The following is an 18,353-nucleotide window of genomic DNA, read 5'->3' as shown; positions in this document are numbered from 1 at the left end:
GCGAGTTACCGATACACCGCCCGTCGCGACCGGATTCGGTGGTCACCGTCGACGGCGGTCGATGATCCGCGACGGCGCGTCTGTGGCAGTGCTGACGGCGCTGGGCGTGAGTTGGATCAAGGCACAGGCTTTCGGCACGGTGGCTTTGGCGACGACGGCGCTGATCGTTCCGGGAACCGGGACCAGCGACCCCGCGGTGGCGCACAACTTCGAAAGCAACGCGTACCAGAACTTCATCGATCCCGGCGCTCGCGGCTGCACCGACAACGAGTGCCCCGGCGTCGCCTTCGTTCCCGTCCCGTACGACGCGGCGCTGTGGCCGCTCATCTCGTCGAAAGGCCCGGACGCGTCGTCGGCGAAGTGGGACACTTCGGTCGCCGACGGTGTGGCGAACCTCGACGCGATCGCGACGCGAGTCATGGATTCGAATCCGGGCGGCGCCGTTGTCATCTTCGGATACTCACAGGGCGCGACGGTGGCCAGCGCGGAGAAGGCTGCCTCGGCCGAGCTGTCGCAGACGGACAAGGACCGCCTGTCGTTCGTACTCATCGCGAATCCGAACCGGCCCAACGGGGGGATCATCGAACGGCCGGTGCGTTTCGGTCGGCTCCCGATCGCCGACATCAGCTTCGGCCCACCCACCCCCACCGATACCGGCATCCGGACAACGGATATCGCGATGCAGTACGACGGCATCTCGGACTTTCCGGCGTATCCACTCAATGTGCTCGCCGACGCGAATGCCGTGCTGGGCACTGTCCTGATCCATCCGTCGTATCTGCAACCCAAGGGCAACGGCGCGGGCAGCCAACCCAAGGCGGGCGCGGCCGTCTACGGATACCCGGACCGCTCCGACTACATCGCGCAACAGAACTGCGCCGCGCATCCCGGGAACTGCCAGCACCACGGCGATACGACCTACATTTCGCTGCCCAACCCGCAGGGAACGCTGCCGCTGCTGTATCCGCTGCGTGCACTCGGGAAACACACCGACCACTCGGCGGTGACAGAACCCGCGGCCGCCCTGATGGAGCCCGCACTGCGGGTACTGATCGAAACGGGATACGACCGCGCGGACTACTCGACGCCTACGCCACTGCGGTTCGACCAGCCGGTGAACCCGGAGAAGACCGCTCAGCTGCCGGCCGATCTTCGGCTCGCCATCGAGCAGGGCATCGCCGACGCCGACGCGGTGATGGAGAACCCGGCACACCACGCCGACCGAACGCTGCCGCTGGAATCGGTACTGGCCAATGCCGAGGATCTGCTACCTCCGAACCCTGCGACGCCTCTCGTCCGCGCTCTCTTCACACCGACGGGCTAGCGCCACCGGTCTCAGGTCGACGCCGATCGGGTGTGCGGCGAACTTTCAGAGTTCGAGAAGTTTGACGAGGTTGATCCCCGCGTCGTCGAGCGGCTGAAGAGATTTCTCGCTGCGACCTCGAATGATCGCGCCTTGGATCGTGCTGACGATGACGCTACCGACCGACGCTGCCGCGGCGGAGTCCATGCCCGTCGAGATCAGCAAATCGGCCAGTCGGCGGGTCCAGTCGGCGAAAACAGTGGCCGACGCCGCTTGCACGGCCGGCGAGTCGGCGCCGCTCTGCGCGGCGGCCACGATCGGGCAGCCTGCGGTGAACGACGACGTGTCGAGTACCCGCTTCCAGAGTTCCACCAGTCCGAGAACGACCTGCGCCGGTGACGATGATGCAGCGACCAGCGCGTCGATCGTCGCACTGATCTGCTGCCCGGCATGCAGGGTCGCCTGCTCCATGAGTTCGTTCTTGCCGCCGGGAAAGTGCAGGTATATCGAGCCGCGGGCGGTCTTGCTGTGGGCGAGGAGCTCGGTCAGCCCGGTCGCGGCGACTCCGTGTTCCCGCATCATGATTATCGCGCTGCGGATGAGGCGTTCTCGTGGCCCCGCCACTGTGTTCATCGGCAACCCTTCCGCAATAGACCGATCAGTTCATCCTACGGTATCGTCGTCGACGATAGAACGATTGGTCTATCCACAGAGAGGGCACGATGACTACCGCTACGCACAACCCCGAAACCCCGGATTTCGCCACCATGAGCGGACTCGAACTGCTGCGCGCGGCGACCGCGATGCCCGATCGAGCCGGAATCGGCACGCTGCTCGGCATGACGGTCGAGGAACTCGAGTTCGGGCGGGTGTCGTTCAGCCTCGTCACGCGGCCCGATTTCGCCAACCCACTCGGCACCACCCACGGCGGTATCTGCGCGACCCTGCTGGACTCGGTGATGGGTTGCGCGGTTCATTCCGCACTGGATGCCGGGGTCGGATACGGCACGCTGGAGCTGAAGGTCAACTACATCCGATCTGTCCCGACCGACGGGCGCCGCCTCATCGGCACCGGCACGACGTTGCATGTCGGCCGCACCACGGCCACAGCCGAAGGCAAGGTGTTCGACGAGGCAGGCAAACTCGTCGCCCACGCCACCACCACCTGCATCATTCATCGCTGACCTCAGCCGGGGCGAACCCCGATCACCAGCGTGACCGGGGCCGGATTCAGCGATCGCGGCGGAGCACGTCGGCATCCGGGGGCTCGGGGGCACGAAGGGGCGCGCCGACGTGGTGCAGGTGGGTCAGCGCCTCGCGGTACGAGGCGATCAGGCCGGTCTCGTGGTACGGCACGCCGATTTCGGCGCAGTAGTCGCGGACGATCACCTGGGCATGACGCAGGTTCGGCGTCGGCATGCTCGGGAACAGATGGTGTTCGATCTGATAGTTGAGCCCGCCGAGGGCGAGGTCGGTCACCACACCGCCGCGCACATTGCGGGAGGTCAGCACCTGTCGACGGAGGTAGTCGGGGCGGTCGTCACCGGTCAAGGTCGGCATGCCCTTGTGGTTGGGGGCGAAGATGCAGCCCATGTACAGGCCGAACAGGCCCTGGTGGACGGCGAGGAACACGAGAGCTTTGTCGGCGGGCAGGACCGCGAACAGTGCGGTCAGGTAGAGGGCGAAGTGACCCAACAGCAGCGCGCCCTCCCAGCCGCGATGTTTGACCGAACGATTCTTTAGCGCCCGCACACCGGCCAGGTGCAGGTTGAGGCCCTCCAGCAACAGCAGGGGGAAGAACAGGAACGCCTGCGCCCGTCCGATGAGACGCGGCAGACCGCGGCTGGAACGTGCCTGCTGTTGTGACCAGACCAGGATGTCGGGTGCGACATCGGGGTCGAGTTCCTCGTGGTTCGGATTGGCGTGATGGCGGGTGTGCTTGTCCTGCCACCAGCCGTAGCCGAGGCCGATGCCGGCGTTGCCCGCGATCCTTCCCACGAACTCGGTGGGCTGACGCAGCCGAAACACTTGCCGGTGGGCGACATCGTGCATCACCAGCGCGACCTGCGCGAACGTCACGGCCATGAACGCCGCGACCAGCAGGGTCCACCACGAGTCGCCGACGAGGACGAACGCCGCCCAGCCGCCCACGAACGCGGTCCCGACGAGACTCAGCCGCATCGCGTAGTAGACAGGGCGGCGGCGCAGCAGCCCCGCGTCGGAGATTCTGCGCAACAGGCGGGCGTAATCGCCGTCGGCGCGGCGCCGCGGCGACCGTGGAGGTGACTCGGGAACCAGAGCAGGTGTCGTCATCTCCCGAAGCTATCGACCGAATTCTCGTCGGCCGTAATCCCTTGGTATGACATCGAATCGGACTGCGGGGTGATATTCCCGACGCGCCCACGGGCCGACGCGACCGAACGGTGACCCACGGACGCATCCGCGCCGCCCGAGCGGACGGCGCGGATTCGAGGGTTCAACCGTGACGCTTGCGGGTAAAGAAAGCTCGACACCGTTCGCGAATCCGGCGAACGGGGCGTCCTGGCGGACGTTCACAGGGTGGAGAACAGCTTGCTGAAATTGATCGAGCTCATACGGAAACCGGCACAGGCGACGGTCCCGACCGAGCCCCCGACCGCGGCCGGGTCGCTACGGGCGGGCGACATCGTGCTCACCGCCAAGCGCAGCTACCGGGTGGTCAGCACCAGCTTCGCCGACGACGCCCGCCGCGCGGGCCGGGTGGTCGCCGACACCGTCGACCTGGTCACCGGACGCCTGCGCGTGCTCGACTTCCCGAGCGCCGACACGATGGTCACCGTCAAAACGGCCTAGCCCGTCAGACCGGCCGATGCCGCACATCGGCGGGGTAAGGCTGTCGAGGCGCGGCGTAACCGCCGGTGGCGGGTCCCTCTTTCTCGATCACACGACGCTGCTCGACACTGCGCGCGCGTTCAGCGAACGCGATGTCTCTGGTGCTGAGCACCGATAGCCGGCCCAGCGAGCTCGCGGCGAAGAACAGGATCAGCGCGCCGAGTCCGTAGAAGAACGTCAGCTGCAGCAGCGCGCGCTTCAGATCCGAGGTGGCGACCGGTTCGCCGATGTCCCCGAGACGCAGCAGATCGGCCAGGAACGGCCCGATCACGAACCACGCGCCTGCCGCGACCGACAGCCAGCCACCGAAACTCGCGACCACCCGGTTCCTGCTCATCAGCATGAGCAGTCCACCGACGATCGCGACAACGCCCGGCAGGACCTGCAGCCAGCCGCGGGCCGAGGTCCAGACCCACGGCTCGTCGGGGGTGTACGCGAAATCGAAGTACGGCCCGACGAACGGGATGAGTGCGCCCCAGATGCCGAGGAGCAGCACCGCGAGCCCGCCCAGCGCGCCCCGGCTACGCGGAATACGCAATCGCCCGACGGTCCCGGTCGACACTTTCTCGTCGTGATCCACCATGACGCCTCCGATCATCGAGAACAGAAGTACGAAGCGCTTACCCCGACCGGGACCGAATACGCACCGGCGCCGAAATCACCGCATGGTCTGTGGCAACAACTCCCCGATCAGGGCTTGCACGCGGGACTTGATCTCGTCGCGAATCGGGCGGACCGCATCGACGCCCTTGCCCGCGGGGTCGTCCAGGACCCAATCCCGGTAGCTCACGCCGGGGTACCAAGGGCAGGTGTCGCCGCAGCCCATGGTGATCACGACGTCGGAGGTTTCCACCGCGTCGGAGGTCAGGATCTTCGGGGTCCGGTCGGCGATATCGATGCCGAGTTCGGCCATCGCGGCGACCGCGGACGGATTGATCGTGTCGGCGGGCGCGCTACCCGCCGACCGGACCTCGATCGCGTCACCGGCGAGATGGGCGAGGAATCCGGCGGCCATCTGGGAGCGACCCGCGTTGTGCACGCAGACGAACAACACGCTGGGCTTGGTAGTCATGGGTGGTGCCTTTCAGCCGGCCGAGGCCGGCGAAGTGTGGGTGGTGGGCTCGAACCGTTTGCGCAAGGCCAGGGAGACATAGACCAAGCCGACCAGGACAGGGACCTCGATCAGCGGACCGACAACCCCGGCGAGCGCCTGGCCGGAGGTGACGCCGTAGGTGGCGATCGCGACGGCGATGGCCAGTTCGAAGTTGTTGCCCGCGGCGGTGAAGGCGAGGGTGGTGGTGCGTTCATAGCCGAGGCCGAGAGCCGCGCCCATGGCATAGCCGCCGCCCCACATGATCGCGAAGTAGGCCAGCAGGGGGATCGCGATGCGGACGACGTCGAGTGGATGGGAGGTGATCTGGTCGCCCTGCAGAGCGAACAGGATCACGATGGTGAACAGCAGCCCATAGAGCGCCCAGGGCCCGATCTTGGGCAGGAATGTCGACTCGTACCAGTCGCGGCCCTTGCCTCGTTCGCCGAGACGGCGGGTGAGGAACCCGGCCAGTAGCGGGATTCCCAGGAAGATCAGCACCGATTTCGCGATCTGCCATGGGGAGGCGTCGATGGTGGTTTGTTCCAGGCCGAGCCAGCCGGGTAGGACCGCGAGGTAGAACCAGCCGAGCACGGCGAACATGAAGACCTGGAAGACCGAGTTCAGCGCGACGAGGACGGCGGCGGCTTCGCGATCACCGCAGGCGAGGTCGTTCCAGATGATGACCATGGCGATGCAGCGGGCCAGGCCGACGATGATCAAGCCGGTGCGGTATTCGGGCAGGTCGGGCAGGAACAGCCAGGCCAGGGCGAACATCAGCGCTGGGCCCAGGATCCAGTTCAGCACCAGCGAGCTGATCAGGAGTTTGCGGTCGCCGGTGACGGCGTCGAGGCGGTCGTAGCGGACCTTCGCCAGCACCGGATACATCATGATCAACAGCCCGATCGCGATCGGCAACGAGATGCCGTCGATCTCCACGGCGCTCAGCGTGTCGCCCAGACCGGGAATCATGTGTCCGAGTAGCAGTCCGGCAGCCATCGCGACGCCGATCCAGACCGGTAGGAACCGGTCCAGCGTCGAGAGTTTTCCCACGACGGCCGGGTGGTCGGTGGTGGTGCTCACGCGGTCACCGCTCCGGCCTCGGTCGCGAGCACGTCCGACAGCCGCGCCAGCGCGTGCGGGACGACCCGGTAGTACACCCAGGACGCACGGCGTTCGCTGGTGAGCAATCCGGCCTCGCGCAGCACCTTCAGGTGGTGGGAGATGGTCGGCTGGGTGACGTCGATACCGGTCGACAGGTCGCACACACAGGCCTCACCGCCTGCTCGGGACGCGATCGCCGAGAGCAGCCGCAGCCGGACCGGGTCGGCGAGCGCCTTGAACAGCACGGCCAGTTCGGCGGCGGTCTCGCCGCTCATCGGTGGGCGGGTGCGAGGTGTGGCCTCACACGAGGGTGAGGCCACACTCAGCGGCAAGTCTTGATTCGACATATGTCGATATTGATCGATATCGAATCAAGAAAGCAAGCGAACGTCGAGTGAACTCGCTCGCTCTCGGATCGGGTCAGCCGCAGCAGCTCGCCCCGGAGGCCACGGCCTTCGTTTTGGCCTCGGTTCCGCAGCAGGCACCGTCAGCTTCGGCCTCGGCGGCGGTTCCACAGCAGACGTCGACCGCTTCGGCGTCGGTAAGGCCGAGTTCGGGCGCGGTGCCGAAGGTTTCGCTGTCGGCCAGCACCGTGTAGACCTCCCACCGCTCAGCGCCCGGCCCGGTCACCCACACCTTGTCCTGGGTGGCGAAGCAACAGGTGGTCGCGATCTGCTCCTCGGTGAACAGGCCAGCGGCGGAGAGCCGGGCGATCTCGCCGCGCACCTGCTCGGAGGTGTCGACCTCGACGCCGAGGTGGTTGATCGACCCGCCCTGACCCGCGTTCTCGATCAGTACGAGCTTGAGCGGGGGCTCGGCGATCGCGAAGTTGGCGTAGCCGGGCTTGCGCTTGGCAGGTTCGGTGCCGAACAGGGTCGAGTAGAACCGCACGGCGGTGTCGAGGTCGTCGACGTTGAGGGCCAGCTGGATACGAGACATGATCGAACCTCCACTTGTGTGACATATATCGAAGAACTTGTGGTGCCGAGTCTGCTCACCTTTTCGACATATGTCAATACCGCGGGTAGGGTCGATTTCATGCCCAAGGCACTCCCCGTGATCGACATGTCCACCCCCGTCTGCTGCGCCCCTGTCGCGGCGGGGCCCGTCGATGACGCCGCCGCGCTGGAGGTGGCGTTGCGACTCAAGGCGATCGCCGACCCGGCCAGGGTCAAATTGCTGTCGCTGCTGCTGACCAGCCCGCTCGGCGAGGAGAACGGCGGCGATCTCGCCGCCGCGGTCGGCCTGAGCGAGTCCACGGTCTCGCATCATCTCGGCCAGTTACGCAAGGCCGGCCTGGTGGAGTCCGAGCGGCGCGGGATGAACACGATTCACCGTGCCCGCCGCGACGCACTGTCCGCGCTGTGCACGGTCCTGGATCCGAACTGCTGCACCTAGTTCGCCGCGCAGCGCACCGCCACGGGCACGTCCGGCTGGACGGTTGACGATCACCACGGCCGGTGGATCAGCTCCGGTGTGGGTGGCCGATAACCGGGTATAGCCCGGTATCGCGCACCTCCGCCGACTACGAGCTGACGCTTTCCGTTCGAGCGTGCAGGCAAGAGCAGGTACGCGTCGATGTGACCGAGCGAGAACAACGCGGCCGAGGAGGCGATCCACGACATGGTCCAGGTGACGCGCACGATCCATGCCCCGGTGGAAGAGGTGTTCGCGGTGCTCGCCGATGGATGGTCCTATGCGAGTTGGGTCGTCGGCGCCTCCCACATCCGCGACGTGGACGACACATGGCCGGAGGTGGGAGCTCGCATTCATCACAGTGTCGGACCGTGGCCGTGCACCGTCCAGGACACGACGTCGGTCCGCGCCATCGATTCGCCGCACAGCATCGAACTCGACGCCAGGCTCTGGCCGATCGGCGCCGCGGTAGTCCGGGTGGAGCTACGCGCCATCGACCCCACGTCGTGTGAGGCCGTGATGACCGAACGCGCCGTTCGCGGACCGAGCCGGTTGTTGCCGCACGCGGTCCAGGCGCTGCCGCTCGTGCCACGTAATCGCGAATCGTTGTCGCGGCTCGCCGACCTCGCCGAGGGCGGATACCCGGATGCGAGAGCCGAGGGCCGGGACGAGTGACGGCCATGCCCACGAACGCAACCCCATTGATCCGAAGGAGTGCACGGTGCCTCAGCAACCACTGACCGGAAAGCACGTCGCCATCCTGGCCACCGACGGAGTCGAACAGGTCGAACTCGTCCAGCCACGCGACGCCGTCGAAAACGCGGGCGCCACCACCGCATTGCTCTCCTTGACCAACGGCGCCATCCAGGCCATGAACCACGACGTCGAGAAGGGCGACACCTTCCCGGTGGACCGACGCGTCGCCGAAGCAGCCGTCGACGACTTCGACGCGCTCCTGCTCCCCGGGGGCACCACCAACCCTGACAAGCTCCGCCAGGACCCCGCGGCGGTCGCCTTCGTCAAGGAGTTCGCCGCCACCGGCAAACCGATCGGCGTCATCTGCCACGGACCGTGGATCCTCGTCGAGGCCGACGCCGTCCGCGGCCGTACCCTCACCTCCTACCCCAGCGTGCGCACCGACATCCGTAACGCCGGCGGCACCGTGGTCGACCAGGAAGCCGTCACCGACAACGGCTTGGTGTCGAGCCGAAATCCCGCCGACCTGCCCGCCTTCTGCGCCAAGATCGTCGAGGAATTCGCCGAGGGCAGACACTGAACTCGGCCCGGGTAAGCGGCACTTCCGCTTCGCGGCGGTTGCCTGGCGCTGGTATCGCTGTCGAATTGCGTCGTTTCGTTCGGCGTATCGGGGTATGCGGCCCGCATGACATCGTTGTGGTTCGCAGGTACGCCGACGCCGGCCCGGCTTCCGCTCGCCGGTGACATCGAGGTCGACACGGTGGTGATCGGTGCCGGGATCGTCGGACTGACCACCGCCTTGCTCCTGGCCGAGCAGGGCCGCCAGGTCGCCGTCCTCGAGGCACGCCAGATCGGCGCCGTGACAACCGGCGCGTCCACCGCGAAGATCTCCCTGCTGCAGGGAACCCGCGCGCAGACGATCGCCCGCCGGCACGGCACCGACGCTCTGTCGACGTATCTGGCCGCGAATCAGGCGGGCTTCGACTGGTTGCTCGACTTCTGTATCGACCACCAGATCGCGACTCAGCGCGTTCCCGCGGCCACCTACGCACAGAATGCCGGCGAGTTCGCGGCGGTCCGCGCCGAGTACGAGGCCACCCGAGCGGTAGGACTGCCCACCCAGCTGATCGACGAGTTCGACGTCCCTTTCCCCACGCACGGCGGTGTCCGGCTCAGGGAGCAAGCGCAGGTCGATCCGGTCGCGGTTCTCACCGCGCTCGCGGCCGACATCGAGGCGAGCGGCGGCTGGATCTTCGAATCGACGCGCGCACGGCGACTTCGCCGACGCGAAGGTCGCGTGGTGATCGGCACCGACCAGGGCGAGGTCTCGGCGGCGAACGCGATCGTGGCGACCGGATCACCGGTGTTCGACCGGCTCGGCCTCGCGGCACAACTCACGGCCCAGCGGTCCTACCTGGCCGCGTTCCAGGTTCCCGGACCGATTCCGCAAGAGATGTTCATCAGCGCAGGCCGGCCGATCCGTTCGCTGCGCTGGTGCCCCACCGAGGCCGACGACGTCCTGCTGGTCGGTGGTAGCGGCCACGACGTCGGCCGCGTCGATTCCGAGGCCGATCATGTCCGGGACTTGCTGGACTGGACGAATCAATGGTTCCCCGGCGCGCGGCTCATCGCCCGTTGGTCCGCGCAGGACTACCACCCGATCTCCGAACTGCCCTATGTCGGCGCGGTGCAGCTCGGTGCCGTCGAGGTGCAGTGCGCGACCGGTTTCGCCAAGTGGGGCATGACCAACGGCGTCGCCGCCGCACTGGTGTTGGCCGGCAGGCTGACCGAGCGGCAGCCCGCGTGGTCGCGAGCCTACGACGGCTGGCGTTCCGGTGCGGTGAAGTCCCTGGTCGCGGGCGTGCAGGCCAATACCGCAGTGGCACGGCACCTGTCGACCGGATGGCTGCACCTGCTCGGCACCGACGCGGGAACGACGCCGCCCGAGGGAGAGGGCAGGGTGGAGCGTCGCGGCCTGCACCCGACCGCGCTGTGCACCGTCGCCGGTGCGACCCACACGGTGTCGGCGGTCTGCACACACCTGCGAGGCATTCTCAACTGGAACGACGCGGAGAAGACCTGGGACTGTCCGCTGCACGGGTCCCGTTTCGCACCGGACGGCGCGGTGCTGGAGGGCCCAGCGACCGCACCGCTTCCCCACTGATCGTCCCGCGCGCTGCCGACCGGCTACGCCGAGCCGATCAGGTCCGATCGTCGTCGGTGGTTCCGGTACGCCGACCGAACTCGTCGCTCTCGGGAGTCAGGGTCAGTGCGTCCTGCGGGTCGAGGCCTGCCGACACGGACCACTCGCCACGCAACCGCTGGATCGCGGCTTCCTCGCCACCGCTATCGGCGAGCTCGATGTCGCGACGCCACTGAGCGATGATGTCCAGGGGATCCATGAACTTCTCCTCCTCCGACGATGTGATGACCTGCTCGCGCGGCCTACGGCCGCATCGTCGTGTTACCTCGAAATCCGCGTCCCAAACAGCCGCGCCGATGTCGGGCCGTGGATGACGCGCTCACAGCCGGGCGATCACCAAGGCGGCACAACCGATCAGTGGTGGTACCAGCTGGATCAGGGCCGGACGCGCCTTGTCCGGCGAGGATGCGAGCAGCACCACGCCGGCAGCCACCATCGAACCGGCCCCGGCCAGCACGAGCGCGAGCCCGATTCCCTTGTCCCCGAACGCGGTGAACCCCATGCCGATCGCCGCCACGACGGCCAGGAAGAGGTTGTAGAACCCCTGGTTGAAGGCCATTTCCTTGGTGGCCTCGGCCTCCGTGGCGGATATTCCGAAAGTCGCTCGCGTCCGCGCCGACGTCCACTGCAGTGACTCCATCACGAAGATGTAGCCGTGCAGCAGCACAGCGACTCCGGTGAAGATCAACCCGATCGCGGTCATCGATCCGCCTCGCCCGGGCTTCCGGCTTTGCCTTTGCCTTGGCCCTTACCTTTCCCCTTGCCCTTCCCCTTACCGCCGGCGTCGCCGTCCGGCTTACCGCCTTCGTCGCTGTCGCCGATGGCTTCGGCTGCGCGTTTGCCGATCTGGCCGCTCTCATCGTGGTGCAACTGCGTCGGGGGAAGTGATCGGGGCGCAGCGGCCGCTGTTCCGGCCGCCACGAAAGCGATGGTGACGCCGATCGCCAGGGCGGACGCGATTCTGTGAGTCGACAACGTGTATCCCCTTCTCGTCGTGGAAGTGGTACGTCGGAGATGAACCGATCCAGCCTATAGGCGGCAACACCCATCCGCGGGTCTGCACGCAGCGAAGTCCGTCGCGATTGCGCACAACCATTGGAGGACCTGTGAAGACTGAACTCGACGAGATAGCCATCGCGAGCACCGTGAAGGCCGGGCACCGTGCACTGCGTGTACAGGTCGGCGATCCTCGCCAAGACCATGCGACACAGGGATGGCGGTGCACGTACCGCGTTGTCGGCAGTCCCGTTCGCGAAGCTCGCGGACCGGACAGGTTGGCTGCCATCTATGCCGCGTTGATTGACATTTCGCACGCCGCGACGCTCGTCAGCTCGTCGGGCCGCCCTGACGACTCGGACCACTCGCGAGTACCCGTGCATCCTCCCCTGCCGGTAGTCGGCACCTCCGCATCCGCCGCGAAGGCCCGCGAGTTCGGTCCGCCGCTGGCGGCCAAGGCCGTGCACACCACCGGGGGTCCGGTGGTGATCACGCTCGGACGACCCCGCCAAGACCCCGATCGACCGCACACCTTTCTCTGCCCCTTCCGGATCGACGATCGCACCGAAGCCTTCGGACAGGGGATCGACGAGGTGCGCGCGGTGATCTCGGCGGTCCGCGGTGTGGGCTCCATCCTGGGGATCCCGCTGGACTGGCCCGCGCCGCGCACCGTCGCGCGGGGACAACAACGGCGCTGACCAGGAAGGCAGCGGCGGTGCGTTATCGTCGGCTACCGGCGACGAAGCAAGCTGCCCCGACTATCCATGCTGACCTGACAATCAGGGAGGAATCGTGGACATTACCCAGCTGATCCTTGATGACCACCACGAGCAGCGGCGGCTGTTCGCGATCGTGGAACAGATCGATCGCACCGATACCGGTGCGCTGTCATCGATCTGGGACAGACTCGCGGCTTTCCTCGAGCTACACGCGCAGGCCGAGGAGGAGATCTTCTACCCAGCGTTGCTCGAGACGGGGATCGCGGCCAGGCGCACGAGCGCGGTGGAGGACGAGACGCTCGATGCCATCCACGATCACAACGAGATCAGAGACGCGGTGGCCGACGTCGCGCGTCATCACGTGGGCACCGATGACTGGTATGCCGCCGTCGCGGCGGCCAACCTCGCCAACAGCGACCACATGGCAGAGGAAGAACGCGAAGGCCTCACCGAATTCCGCCGGTTGGCCCCGGTATTGCAACGCCACCGGCTGGCTGTCACGTTCGCCGCCTACGAGGCGCGCCACTACGCCGGTGTCCGGCCGGTCGACAAGGATCCCGACAGTTATGTCCGCGCCGTGGAGGAGCAGGAGCCCCTGGCGAACGGATCGCTCGCCGTGGGCAGTCTGAAGCAGAACTGACTCGAGACGCCGGGGAATCGGCGCCCCTGTTTCGACCTGATGCGCTCGGGTATCGCGCGGTTGTAGATCGAACCACAGACCGCCGCCGGGAACAGGATGGCCGACCTCCTGACCGGCGGGCGGGCGGTTGCCGGGGTCAGCGCGTCCCGTTCGGGCGCTGTCCCACACGACGGCCCCGGCAACCGCCAACCACTCCGGCGCCCGAGGAGTCAGTGTTCGGGTGGGTCGGCCCGTTCGACACCGAGCTGCTGGTCGTCGAAGGCGCCCTGCGCTGATCGGCGATGTGCGAGCCAGGGTCGAACCAGCCAGGTCCCGATGAACAGTGCACCGAACACCACCCCCGCTACCGCCGCCGCGACAGGGCCCGCCACGACATCGAAGAGCAGCACCGCCACTCCGACAAGTGCCACGCCGAGCAGTATCACTCCGGTGAGCGCGAGTTGATTCGACGCCGAGACCAGCCACGCGAGCTGATGCCGGCGAAACAGCAGCCGATGCGCGGCCACGGGGGCGACCAGCAGCGCGGTAGCGCAGATCGAGGCGGTGAGAACGACCAGGTACAGCACCCGCATCGGCGTGCTCAACGATTCGAATCGAGGCTGGAACGGCAGCACCATCAGAAACCCGGTGAGCAGTTGAACGCCGGTCTGCACCACGCGCAATTCCTGCAGCAGTGCTGCCCAGTTCCGGTCGAGCCGCTGGATCTCGGTCTCGCCACGAACGCGCCGATTCCAGGAAGAGTCATCCATCACCAGACCCTCCTGCCTCGGCGCCCCGAATACGGTCCATCGCCGAGCCTGGAACGCAGTTTGCGGTGGTGACTCGAGAACGCGCGGCCGTCCTCCACCGAAGTGATCACCCCAGTATTCACCTCCACGACAGAAAGTACGTCGGATACTCGGTCGAATCCGCACTCCTTGGGCTATTACAACAGGACGGTCACAACGCCTGACAGACGAATACTCGCGTGCTCAAATGGGTACTACCAACCGCTCGTGAGAACGCAGGAACAGCCGGGACACCGCGAATCGACACCGCGAATCCTGCCGGTGCCGAGGAAATCCCGCTCGGGGTGTAGTAGTCCTACCGGATCACCGGCCACAGTCCCCGCAGCGTCGGCGAAAGCACAGTTCCAGAAAGACCGAGGAAGTTGTCATGCGCTATTCCGACCATCTCGCACTCGACTTCGTTGATCCCGTGCCCGAATCGGAACCTGAAGCACCATTCGTCCACTGGCCCGAACCCAGTCCGTTGCAGTCATGGTGGACCGAGATCATGGGCGGGATCAGGAACAGAGCTATGCCGTGATCGTGGCGGCCCCGATAGCCAGATAGGCCGTCATCAGAATGAACAGAAACCAGCCCGCGCCCTGCCATGTCCGCCACGAGTTGCCCGCCCGCCACCGCTGGTAGGTCTGGATGAACGCGCCGATACCGCCGAGCAGCACAACGGCCGAGGGGCCGATCACGATGGCCGATTCGGACAGGGTGTCACACAGGTGCGTCTGCGCGTCCGCGCACGCACCCCGGTTGGCCGCCCACACGTTCACGGCGGCGAAGACAAGAGCCGCGACACCCACCACGCAGACGACGTAGAGCACGGCACGCCGGTATTGCCCGTCGTCGGCCCCCGGCTTTTCGACGTCGTCGGCCATCAGCAGTGCCGCGAGACAGTCGACAACTCCGAGCTCCTCGCCGACCCGGATTCGATGGTCCTCGGCATCACGACACCCTCTCTGAGCGCGGTCTCCTACCGCGCTACCCGCGCTGGAACATCCGAAACAGAGATGGATTCGCGCGTGCATACGACGAACCCCGTTGCGCGAAAACCCGGCGATGTTCGTCGAAATCCCGGCCATACTGGCCGACGTGGAAGCAGTCGAAGTCGTTGTCGCCCATCACGAGCGCGCGACGGTGCGTGCGGGCGAGGTGTTCCTGAAGATCGACACCGACCAGGCACGCACCGACGTCGAGGTCGCAGCAATGGCAGCCGCACCGATTCCGACACCGGAGATCCTGTGGCGCGAGCCGCCCGTCCTCGCACTCGCCGCGCTCGCGGGTCGCGCACTCGGCCGCCTCGGTGAACCGTCGACCGCATCCGCGGCGGCGTGGTCCGCGGCAGGCGCCACTGTCCGGATGTTGCACGACGCGCCGCTGCCACCCCGACCGGGTCGCCGCCTCGACGAACTCACCTCGGAACTCGATGGTGAATGCGAGTGGCTCGTCACCAACAGCGTGCTTCCCCCCGACCTGGTCACCCGTAATCGCCGGATCGCCGAGTCGGCATTGCGGCCGTGGACACCGGTGTTCATCCACGGCGATCTTCAAGTCGCCCACGTGTTCGTCGCCGGTGACGAGGTCACCGGGGTGATCGACTGGTCCGAGGCCGCCCGCGGCGATGCCATGTACGACCTCGCCACCCTGACGCTCGGGCACGAGGAACACCTCGACGAGGTGATCGCCGGGTACGGCACCGACGTCGACCTCGACGTGATCCGGGCGTGGTGGTCGTTGCGCAGCCTGCTGGGAGTCCGCTGGCTGGTCGAGCACGGCTTCGACCCGAACTCGCCCGGCTGCGAGGTCGATGTGCTGAAAACCCAGGCGATGCGAGACCGACGAGGGAGTCAGCGCCGTCCGGCTTAGTTTTCGTCGAGGAATCTCGCGAGCTGTTCGATGACGGCGAGTGGCTGCTCCTGCTGGACCCAGTGCCCGGCATCGGGTACCAAATAGGTACCGGTGAACTGCGCGCACACGTCTTCCGCCATGGTGCGCAGCGCGCCCGGCGATTGCCAAATACCCCAATCGCATCGGCCGGCAATGAATTGGGTGGGCACTTCGATACGTGGGACGGTCGGCGTTTCTGTGAGCGGCAGGGTGAGAGCTCTGTACCAGTTGAGTGGGCCCTGGAATTCCGTGCGACCGAATTCTCGAGCGTAGAAATTCAGTTCTTCGTCGGTCAGCCAGGCACAGTCGGCCCGCTCCTGCGGTGAAGGTAAGTGCGGCGCTACTGTTTCCGGCATGCCGACGCCCGCGTCCATGACGTAGTACCGCGGCAGGAGTGCCAAATCGGCCGCGGTCGGTCCCGGGAGTTCTCCGGCGTCCGCATTGCCCGGCCAGTCAGCGCTCTTCATATGGAAATACGCGCGCAGAAAGTCGGCGATCCCTTGCGGGGCATGGTAAATGTCTGCGGCGCTCGAGGTTCCCGCGAAATAATGCTGGTAGTGCCTGCGCGGTGGTGACAGCGCGCGCAGGGCGTCGTCGAGTTCGGTCGAGGACTTGGGGATTCCCGCACCCGCGAACGGCGCGCTCATCATCGTCAACGAGCTGATGACGTGTTCGCCGCCGAGCGTGGCCCATCCCGCGACAACAGAGCCGAAGTCGTGCCCGACCAGATGCGCCCGGTCATAGCCGAGTGCGCGAACCAGGCTCAGCGCGTCGCGGGCCAGGTTGTCGGTTCGGAAGGACGCCAGGTCGGTGACATCGCTGCCCGTCGTTCGGCCGTAGCCGCGTTGATCAGGGGCGACCACATGAAATCCGGCGTCGGCCAGCGGCGCCAAGACCTTGCGCCACGAGTACGCCAGTTCGGGAAAACCGTGCAGCAGCACCACCAGCGGACGACCGGAACGGCTGTGGCCGGCTTCGAGAACGTGCACACGCAACCCGTTGACGTCGTCGACGAAACGAGACCTCACCCCCTCCGCCAGCCCCGGAAAGTCGACATCCTGACCCATAGCGCCCTCCTCCACCCGCGAATGTGGTTGCGCCGCATTCAAACACGGACGCGGACAATCCGGCCAGCGGTCGTTCTCCCTCGACCGAGTCGATGGTGTAGCTCGCTACACCATCGACTCGGTGGACAGCTCGATCGTATTTCCGGCCCGCGACGACAACCATGGAGTCATGACCGAGACACCAGCCGAGCAGACACTCGTGGTCGACATCGCCGGCGAACCCACCGTGGCGCTCGATGCCACGCAGGAGACACCGCAGCGCCGGACGGGCCCGCTGGGGGCGATCCTGCGCGCACCGTTCGAGGCCAGGACGTGGAAGGAGCTCGCCTATCTGGTCCTGTCGTTCGTTCTGGGCTGTGCGGCTGTGTGCTATCTGTTCTTCGGGTTCGGCGGCGGGCTGTACGCGTCGATCGTGCTCATCGGTATCCCGTTGCTGGCGGGGGTGCTGCTCGGCGGGCGGGTGTGGGGCCGGATCTACCGGTTCCTCGGGCGCGGGCTGCTCGGCGCCCACGTCGAATCACCACCGGATTTCACCAGGTCGAGCGGCTTTTTCGGTTTCCTGAAGAGCGCGTTCACCGATCGGCCGAGCTGGCGGGCGGTGTTGTTCCTGCTCGCGCAGTCGGTGCTCGGTGTCGCGGTGGGCTGGGTCGTCCTCGTGACGATCGCGATGGTCGGGTTCACGGCGATCTCCCCCGTGCCGTGGGCGCTGCTCGATCCGGTGCAGGTGGACGACAACGGCGTGGAACACCACAGTCTCGCGCAGTTCGGAACGTTCTACATCGATACCTGGCCGCGGGCGCTCGCCATGGCCGGGATCGGCATCCTGCTGTGCTTCGCGCTGCCGTGGCTGATCCGGGCAATCTGCTGGGTGCATCGGATGCTGATCGTGCACCTGTTGGCGGCGACACCGCGCGACCGGCAACTGGCGCAATTGCGGGCCAGCAGGCGCGCCGCGGTGGACGACGCGACCGCCACGTTGAGCCGGGTCGAGCGCGACCTGCACGACGGCACGCAGGCGCGGCTGGTCACCATCGCCATGGCGCTGGGCAGGGCCGAAGAACGACTGGCCGCGGGCGGCGACGCCCGTGACCTCATCGCCGAGGCGCGCGCCAACTCCAAGGAGGCGCTCACCGAACTGCGCGAACTGGTGCGCGGCATCCATCCACCCGCGCTCGAACTCGGTCTCGGCCCGGCGCTGGAGACGCTCACTGCCCGCTGCGCGGTGCCGGTCGACCTGCGTGTGCAGATCCTGCGGCGACCGAGCCCGGCCATCGAGGCGATCGCCTACTTCTCCGTCGCCGAGCTACTGACCAATGTGGTCAAACACGCGCACGCGAACCGGGTGGCGGTGTCGGTGCTGCCCGACAGTCTGCGGTCCATCGCGGTCACCGTGCGGGACAACGGAATCGGTGGTGCGCCCCGTCCCGGCACGCAGACCGTCACCGGTAGCGGGTTGGCCGGGCTCGCCGCCCGCGCTCTCGCTGTCGACGGCACGCTCACCGTCGACAGTCCCGCCGGTGGGCCTACCGTGGTGACCATGATCCTGCCGAACGAGGGCCCGCAGTGACCGCGGGTGGTGCGCACG

Annotated in this window: 24 protein-coding genes; 11 read left to right on the top strand and 13 right to left on the bottom strand. The window is 66.9% G+C overall.

From position 1 onward, the window contains the following. Window positions 1-82: 82 nt before the first annotated feature. Window positions 83-1,324: a PE-PPE domain-containing protein gene (locus ACFVVI_RS24170; protein ID WP_387446970.1), complete on the top strand. Its 1,242-nt coding sequence runs from the start codon at window positions 83-85 to the stop codon at window positions 1,322-1,324. Window positions 1,325-1,369: 45 nt separating this feature from the next. On the opposite strand, the gene ACFVVI_RS24165 is transcribed toward ACFVVI_RS24170, so the two are convergent. Continuing rightward, on the bottom strand, window positions 1,370-1,936 hold the full coding sequence (locus ACFVVI_RS24165) for a TetR/AcrR family transcriptional regulator (RefSeq protein WP_378989766.1): 567 nt from the start codon (window positions 1,934-1,936) through the stop codon (window positions 1,370-1,372). An 89-nt stretch (window positions 1,937-2,025) separates the two neighbouring features. Here ACFVVI_RS24165 and ACFVVI_RS24160 point away from each other — a divergent pair, with 89 nt between their 5' ends. Then, window positions 2,026-2,487, top strand: coding sequence for a PaaI family thioesterase (locus ACFVVI_RS24160; RefSeq protein WP_378630826.1), 462 nt, complete (start codon window positions 2,026-2,028; stop codon window positions 2,485-2,487). 46 nt (window positions 2,488-2,533) lie between these two features. Here the strand turns inward: ACFVVI_RS24160 and ACFVVI_RS24155 are convergent, their stop codons facing one another. Next, window positions 2,534-3,616: a fatty acid desaturase family protein gene (locus tag ACFVVI_RS24155; protein ID WP_387446968.1), complete on the bottom strand. Its 1,083-nt coding sequence runs from the start codon at window positions 3,614-3,616 to the stop codon at window positions 2,534-2,536. A 258-nt stretch (window positions 3,617-3,874) separates the two neighbouring features. Here ACFVVI_RS24155 and ACFVVI_RS24150 point away from each other — a divergent pair, with 258 nt between their 5' ends. Beyond that, window positions 3,875-4,135, top strand: coding sequence for a hypothetical protein (locus ACFVVI_RS24150; RefSeq protein WP_378989764.1), 261 nt, complete (start codon window positions 3,875-3,877; stop codon window positions 4,133-4,135). Window positions 4,136-4,139: 4 nt separating this feature from the next. Here ACFVVI_RS24150 and ACFVVI_RS24145 read toward each other — a convergent pair whose 3' ends face one another. The 5 genes from ACFVVI_RS24145 to ACFVVI_RS24125 form a co-directional block, all read right to left on the bottom strand. Continuing rightward, window positions 4,140-4,757, bottom strand: a complete 618-nt coding sequence (locus tag ACFVVI_RS24145; protein ID WP_378989763.1) for a hypothetical protein — start codon at window positions 4,755-4,757, stop codon at window positions 4,140-4,142. 75 nt (window positions 4,758-4,832) lie between these two features. Next, the gene (locus ACFVVI_RS24140) at window positions 4,833-5,246 is read right to left on the bottom strand and encodes an arsenate reductase ArsC (RefSeq protein ID WP_387446966.1); all 414 of its coding nucleotides are present in this window, start codon (window positions 5,244-5,246) and stop codon (window positions 4,833-4,835) included. 12 nt (window positions 5,247-5,258) lie between these two features. Further along, window positions 5,259-6,347, bottom strand: coding sequence for an ACR3 family arsenite efflux transporter (gene arsB / locus ACFVVI_RS24135; RefSeq protein WP_387446964.1), 1,089 nt, complete (start codon window positions 6,345-6,347; stop codon window positions 5,259-5,261). Further along, a complete protein-coding gene (locus ACFVVI_RS24130) occupies window positions 6,344-6,715 on the bottom strand; it encodes an ArsR/SmtB family transcription factor (protein ID WP_378989760.1) in 372 nt (123 codons plus the stop codon). Before ACFVVI_RS24130 ends, arsB begins: the two co-directional genes overlap by 4 nt. 73 nt (window positions 6,716-6,788) lie before the next feature. After that, window positions 6,789-7,307 (bottom strand): ArsI/CadI family heavy metal resistance metalloenzyme, encoded by a 519-nt coding sequence (locus ACFVVI_RS24125; protein ID WP_378989758.1) that lies wholly within the window; start codon window positions 7,305-7,307, stop codon window positions 6,789-6,791. A gap of 99 nt (window positions 7,308-7,406) precedes the next feature. On the opposite strand from ACFVVI_RS24125, the gene ACFVVI_RS24120 reads away from it, so the two are divergent. From ACFVVI_RS24120 to ACFVVI_RS24105, 4 genes are all read left to right on the top strand, one after another. Next, window positions 7,407-7,766, top strand: coding sequence for an Rv2640c family ArsR-like transcriptional regulator (locus tag ACFVVI_RS24120; protein WP_378989757.1), 360 nt, complete (start codon window positions 7,407-7,409; stop codon window positions 7,764-7,766). A 225-nt stretch (window positions 7,767-7,991) separates the two neighbouring features. Continuing rightward, window positions 7,992-8,459, top strand: a complete 468-nt coding sequence (locus ACFVVI_RS24115) for an SRPBCC family protein (RefSeq protein ID WP_387446963.1) — start codon at window positions 7,992-7,994, stop codon at window positions 8,457-8,459. A 46-nt stretch (window positions 8,460-8,505) separates the two neighbouring features. After that, window positions 8,506-9,060: a type 1 glutamine amidotransferase domain-containing protein gene (locus tag ACFVVI_RS24110; RefSeq protein ID WP_387446962.1), complete on the top strand. Its 555-nt coding sequence runs from the start codon at window positions 8,506-8,508 to the stop codon at window positions 9,058-9,060. 105 nt (window positions 9,061-9,165) lie between these two features. Beyond that, window positions 9,166-10,644: an FAD-dependent oxidoreductase gene (locus tag ACFVVI_RS24105; RefSeq protein WP_387446961.1), complete on the top strand. Its 1,479-nt coding sequence runs from the start codon at window positions 9,166-9,168 to the stop codon at window positions 10,642-10,644. Window positions 10,645-10,681: 37 nt separating this feature from the next. Here the strand turns inward: ACFVVI_RS24105 and ACFVVI_RS24100 are convergent, their stop codons facing one another. The 3 genes from ACFVVI_RS24100 to ACFVVI_RS24090 form a co-directional block, all read right to left on the bottom strand. Next, entirely contained in the window at window positions 10,682-10,882 is a 201-nt protein-coding gene (locus ACFVVI_RS24100) for a hypothetical protein (RefSeq protein ID WP_378989752.1), read from the bottom strand. Between the two features lie 120 nt (window positions 10,883-11,002). Then, entirely contained in the window at window positions 11,003-11,386 is a 384-nt protein-coding gene (locus ACFVVI_RS24095) for a DUF1304 domain-containing protein (protein ID WP_387446959.1), read from the bottom strand. Beyond that, window positions 11,383-11,658, bottom strand: coding sequence for a hypothetical protein (locus ACFVVI_RS24090; protein WP_387446958.1), 276 nt, complete (start codon window positions 11,656-11,658; stop codon window positions 11,383-11,385). Before ACFVVI_RS24090 ends, ACFVVI_RS24095 begins: the two co-directional genes overlap by 4 nt. Before the next feature lie 398 nt (window positions 11,659-12,056). Between ACFVVI_RS24090 and ACFVVI_RS24085 the strand changes: the two genes are divergently transcribed. Together ACFVVI_RS24085 and ACFVVI_RS24080 are read left to right on the top strand one after the other, a co-directional pair. Then, entirely contained in the window at window positions 12,057-12,377 is a 321-nt protein-coding gene (locus ACFVVI_RS24085) for a hypothetical protein (protein WP_387446957.1), read from the top strand. 94 nt (window positions 12,378-12,471) lie between these two features. After that, window positions 12,472-13,038: a hemerythrin domain-containing protein gene (locus ACFVVI_RS24080; protein ID WP_387446956.1), complete on the top strand. Its 567-nt coding sequence runs from the start codon at window positions 12,472-12,474 to the stop codon at window positions 13,036-13,038. A gap of 209 nt (window positions 13,039-13,247) precedes the next feature. Here the strand turns inward: ACFVVI_RS24080 and ACFVVI_RS24075 are convergent, their stop codons facing one another. Both ACFVVI_RS24075 and ACFVVI_RS24070 read right to left on the bottom strand, forming a co-directional pair. Continuing rightward, window positions 13,248-13,787 carry a DUF6328 family protein gene (locus ACFVVI_RS24075; protein ID WP_387446954.1) on the bottom strand — a complete coding sequence of 180 codons (540 nt, stop codon included), beginning with the start codon at window positions 13,785-13,787 and terminating at the stop codon, window positions 13,248-13,250. 548 nt (window positions 13,788-14,335) lie between these two features. Continuing rightward, a complete protein-coding gene (locus ACFVVI_RS24070; protein ID WP_387446952.1) occupies window positions 14,336-14,692 on the bottom strand; it encodes a hypothetical protein in 357 nt (118 codons plus the stop codon). A gap of 214 nt (window positions 14,693-14,906) precedes the next feature. Here ACFVVI_RS24070 and ACFVVI_RS24065 point away from each other — a divergent pair, with 214 nt between their 5' ends. Then, window positions 14,907-15,680 carry a phosphotransferase family protein gene (locus ACFVVI_RS24065; RefSeq protein WP_387446951.1) on the top strand — a complete coding sequence of 258 codons (774 nt, stop codon included), beginning with the start codon at window positions 14,907-14,909 and terminating at the stop codon, window positions 15,678-15,680. Here the strand turns inward: ACFVVI_RS24065 and ACFVVI_RS24060 are convergent. After that, complete coding sequence (locus ACFVVI_RS24060) at window positions 15,677-16,768, bottom strand: alpha/beta fold hydrolase (protein WP_387446949.1); 1,092 nt, start codon at window positions 16,766-16,768, stop codon at window positions 15,677-15,679. The genes ACFVVI_RS24065 and ACFVVI_RS24060 overlap by 4 nt on opposite strands. 169 nt (window positions 16,769-16,937) lie before the next feature. On the opposite strand from ACFVVI_RS24060, the gene ACFVVI_RS24055 reads away from it, so the two are divergent. Further along, window positions 16,938-18,335, top strand: a complete 1,398-nt coding sequence (locus tag ACFVVI_RS24055; protein WP_387446948.1) for a sensor histidine kinase — start codon at window positions 16,938-16,940, stop codon at window positions 18,333-18,335. The last annotated feature ends 18 nt before the right edge of the window (window positions 18,336-18,353 follow it).

Source organism: Nocardia sp. NPDC058114 (assembly GCF_042884695.1).
Lineage (GTDB): Bacteria > Actinomycetota > Actinomycetes > Mycobacteriales > Mycobacteriaceae > Nocardia.
Note: the sequence above shows the minus strand (reverse complement) of the source record. Positions and strands in the feature narration are given on the sequence as shown.